The sequence below is a fragment of the Okeania sp. SIO2F4 genome (genome assembly GCF_010672385.1).
GTDB lineage: Bacteria > Cyanobacteriota > Cyanobacteriia > Cyanobacteriales > Microcoleaceae > Trichodesmium.
Genome location: NZ_JAAHGT010000878.1, coordinates 1 through 4,116, shown reverse-complemented (window position 1 = coordinate 4,116; position 4,116 = coordinate 1). Strand labels below are relative to the sequence as shown.

Genomic DNA, 4,116 nt, shown 5'->3' with positions numbered 1-4,116 from the left:
TAGAAAACCAAACGATAGTAGTTGAAGACTTGGCAGTAAGAAACATGGTCAAGAACCACAAATTAGCTAGAGCCATATCAGATGCCAATTGGGGAGAGTTGGTCAGGCAATTAGATTACAAAGCTGAATGGTATGGACGGGAACTAATAAAAATTGATAGATATTTTCCTAGTTCTAAGCGTTGCTCTAACTGTGGTCATGTAGTGGAAAAATTACCTCTCAATATTAGAGAGTGGGATTGTCCGAAGTGCGGTAGCCACCATGATCGAGATATCAACGCAAGTATAAATATTTTGGCTGCGGGACTCGCAGTGTCAGTCTGTGGAGCGACCGTAAGACCCGAAGAGAGTAAATCTCGTTTATGCGGGTGCATTGAAGCAGAAAGCCCCTAACAGCGATGCTTGGGAATCCCGCGCTGTCTCGTAGAGCAGCGTCGGGAGGATGTCAATTGCAATACAATAATCTTGGTTTTATTGACAAAAGTTAATTTTTAGCTGGCTTTATGGACTATCTGATATTAGCTAACTGGACTCTAGGTATTATCCTAGGGTTAATGACTTTCTTATTTATCTTCCGAATTGTTCTGACATGGTATCCTCAGGTAAATATCAATCAATTTCCATTTAATTTGATTTTTTGGCCTACGGAACCATTCTTAGCTCCCACGAGAAAAATAGTGCCGCCTCTGGGTGGGGTAGATATTAGCCCCATTATTTGGGTAGGTATTTTCAGCTTACTGCGGGAAATGCTTTTGGGTCAGCAAGGTTTATTGAAAATGATGCTGTAGCTAAAAGTCAAGTTCTCTCCCATTAACTAATTAGGATTTTATTATCTACAGAAGTTGAAAGTTGAATTGCCTAAGCTCCCGATCTTGTGAGTTCTTCAAAAAAATTCTGGAATTTATTTAATTCTCATTCCTACATCGGAGATTAGAAAATTATAAGGTGAGCTTCTCTAAAACAAGGATAGCTGTATCCAAGTTTCTGAATTTTTCTTCTTCTCAGGTTGATTAATATCTTATGCCTCCACATACAGGCAAGATGATACTCACGTTTAAGTAGGTAGGCACAAATAAACTTTAAAACAAAAAGTCTGAAAAAGAACCCAAAAGCAAGTTATCAATGGGTTCTCACCGTTTTGAATCTCCATTGCTATTTTACGGATAATTAAACCCACCTACTTAATAGACTTGTCGCTTTATAACTAGAAAAACTGGCAAACTATTGTCATGTAAGGATTTTAGCTATTCCGGGAACAAAACGCCTGAAATTATTCCTTTGTCTGAATTGGAGCTATTTTTTTCCATCTATTTAGCGACAACTTTTAATGTCTTATTGAAGGAGCTCCCGATTATCGAAACTTTGGCTTTTATAACCTGCGCTCTCCCTCAAGGAAACGTCATATGAGAATACCTATAATGTTGAGGTTTTTCCAAAAATCTTCTAATTTTCTAGTGTAAATGTTGTTTCTGGGCTAGCCACTCTATGCAGCAACCGTAATACTGGAAAGATGGAAGAACCTTGGAGGCTATTGCAATGTTTCCCAGGCAGACATGAAAAGCGTTTGGGGAGCATGACAAACGGAAAGATCATCTGTTAGCCCAGCTACGACCCAGGAGGTAATTATAGAATGGGGGGTGGTGGTACATAGTAATGGAAAATGAAACACCGGGACTGTGGGGAGATCGGGGGATGGGGAGATGGGGAGTGTGGGAAAAATTAAAAAATATATATCCTCACCATTACCATGCAGGACTACCGAATCCGGTGATATAATATATGTTGATAATTCTATAATTAGGAATTAGAACAAATTGACATCCTCCCGACGCTGCACTTGCGTGACAGGGCGGGATTCCCTAACATCAGGCTATAGGGGCTTTCTGCTTAAGACCGCACCTGCCTCCCTTGCCGAACCTATGCATCGGTCTAAAGGCGCGCTCCACAGTACGTCGCCAAGGAGACGGCTCCCCTAGACACTGCTAGCCCAGCAGCCTTATCTTATTGAGCATAGCATACTATTGTAAGAACCGCTCTTATTGATTGGTTTTCCCATCTCTCAGCTCCCCTAATAGCTGCCGCACTTGCTCCGCCTTTCATGTCGGCGACAGCCGAAACGGGAGAGCGCGGGTCAAGGGCCAACGTTGAGATAAAACCGGATAAAATTAATTACGGTCAATATCTTTGAACGGCAGAAACCAGACTTTCCCGGTCTTGTTTAATTTCTTTTCCTTACTTCAATATTCAATCTACCCTACTCCCCTACTCCCCACCCCCAACTATATAATAAGTATTCAACCGAATTTGAGATAAGAGGCAGCAGAAATCCTGCGTTGTGTTTTCGACTGTCGCTGACTTAATTGCGCAGCGATGCCTAACACGGCTTGGGAATCCCGCGGTGTCGGAATCGCCGACCGTCGGGAGTATGCCAAGTTGGGATTATTTTGCTTCTTGCTTCATCATATTTTCAACAAAGTTGGTATAGACTTCCCCACCAATAAATTCTGGAGTCTCTAGAATTCTTTGATGAAAACCTATGGTAGTAGGAACTCCTGTCACCGCACACTCCCTGAGAGCGCGTTTCATCCTCTGAATAGCAGTAGGACGGTCGTGTCCCCAGACTATTAATTTACCAATCAAAGAATCATAATAGGGTGGAATCTCGTAATCTGTATAAACATGAGAATCCATCCTAACTCCCGGACCTCCTGGTGGTAGATATCCACTAATACGACCTGGATGGGGACGAAAATTGTGGTCTGGGTCTTCGGCGTTAATCCGACATTCTATGGCATGACCATTAAAGTTTACCTGTTTTTGGGTTAGTTGTAATTTCTCCCCTTGGGCAATTCTAATTTGTTCGGCAATTAAGTCAAGTCCTGTAATTACTTCTGTGACTGGATGTTCTACTTGAATCCTGGTATTCATCTCCATAAAGTAGAATTGACCAGACTGGTCTAGGAGAAATTCCACTGTACCAGCACCAATATAATTAATAGACTTAGCTGCCTTTACTGCAGCTTCACCCATTTTTTGTCGAAGTTTAGGGTTTAATGCTGCACTTGGAGCCTCTTCGAGTAGCTTTTGATGGCGACGCTGAATTGAACAGTCTCTTTCTCCTAGGTGAATCACATTTCCGTAACTATCTGCCAAAATTTGAAATTCTATGTGACGGGGGCGTTCAATGAATCTTTCTATATAAACTCCTGGGTTGCCGAAGGCTGCTTCTGCTTCTCCTTGGGCAGCTTGAAATAGTTTGGTTAGTTCCTCAGCTTGGCGAACCAGTCTCATTCCTCGTCCCCCACCTCCAGCGGTGGCTTTAATCATTAGGGGAAAGCCGATTTTTTCGGCGATCGCTACTGCTTCTTTTTCATCTGTTAAGATACCGTCACTGCCTGGAACTGTCGGAACTCCGGCTTTTTGCATGGTTTCTTTGGCTGTGGACTTGTCCCCCATAGCCCGCATTCCCTCTGGTGATGGGCCAATAAAAGCAATGTCATGGTCAGCACAGATTTCTGCAAATCGGGCATTTTCGGCCAGAAAGCCATAGCCTGGATGGATGGCGGAGGCATCGCGAGTTAAGGCAGCGGAGATAATGTTGGGAATATTGAGGTAGCTTTTGCTGCTGGTAGGTTCACCAATACAAACTGCTTCGTCCGCCATTTGCACATGGAGGGCGTGCCGGTCTATGGTTGAGTGGACGGCGATGGTAGCTAGACCCATTTCTTCGCAGGTGCGGAGAATGCGTAGGGCTATTTCGCCTCGATTGGCTATTAGGATTTTAGAGAAGCGCATTTCAGTTATCAGTTATCAATTATCAGTTATCATTATCTCTGGTTAAAGCCAAAGGGTTGAAATACTGAAGTTTATTTTTTTCATCCCCTTGAAAGGGGAGGCTATTGACCTTATTTTTTGGTCAGAAGCTAGTATGGGTGAATGACTATTCACCCGTACATTCTTACTGTGATTAAAGAGGACTGCTATATCAACAAAGATTTGAGAAAATTTCTTGTAGACATTCCAGAATTTTATCTAATGTTGGCAGAAGACCCGCGCTCTCTATCCACCCCTTTTTGTTCCCCCCCTTTTAAAGCTATCCATTATAAACAAAATTTTT

The 4,116-nt window shown here is 42.7% G+C and carries 5 protein-coding genes; 4 read left to right on the top strand and 1 reads right to left on the bottom strand.

The genetic code is table 11. The features are described from left to right. From F6K22_RS34330 to F6K22_RS34320, 3 genes are all read left to right on the top strand, one after another. On the top strand, window positions 1–392 hold a 392-nt coding region (locus F6K22_RS34330; protein ID WP_293108735.1), incomplete at its 5' end, for an RNA-guided endonuclease TnpB family protein. Window positions 393–502: 110 nt separating this feature from the next. Next, entirely contained in the window at window positions 503–787 is a 285-nt protein-coding gene (locus tag F6K22_RS34325) for a YggT family protein (protein ID WP_293108732.1), read from the top strand. Window positions 788–1,652: 865 nt separating this feature from the next. After that, window positions 1,653–1,775: a hypothetical protein gene (locus F6K22_RS34320; protein WP_293108729.1), complete on the top strand. Its 123-nt coding sequence runs from the start codon at window positions 1,653–1,655 to the stop codon at window positions 1,773–1,775. Window positions 1,776–2,438: 663 nt separating this feature from the next. Here the strand turns inward: F6K22_RS34320 and accC are convergent. After that, window positions 2,439–3,794: an acetyl-CoA carboxylase biotin carboxylase subunit gene (gene accC / locus F6K22_RS34315; protein ID WP_293108726.1), complete on the bottom strand. Its 1,356-nt coding sequence runs from the start codon at window positions 3,792–3,794 to the stop codon at window positions 2,439–2,441. Between the two features lie 141 nt (window positions 3,795–3,935). On the opposite strand from accC, the gene F6K22_RS34310 reads away from it, so the two are divergent. Then, window positions 3,936–4,116: hypothetical protein (locus F6K22_RS34310; protein WP_293108723.1), on the top strand; the 181-nt coding region annotated here is incomplete at its 3' end.

Bases quoted from the DNA above. Each gene is read 5' to 3' on its own strand.
- F6K22_RS34325 (WP_293108732.1), top strand. From the start codon at position 503: ATGGACTATCTGATATTAGCTAACTGGACTCTAGGTATTATCCTAGGG.
- F6K22_RS34320 (WP_293108729.1), top strand. From the start codon at position 1,653: ATGGAAAATGAAACACCGGGACTGTGGGGAGATCGGGGGATGGGGAGA.
- accC (WP_293108726.1), bottom strand. From the start codon at position 3,794: ATGCGCTTCTCTAAAATCCTAATAGCCAATCGAGGCGAAATAGCCCTA.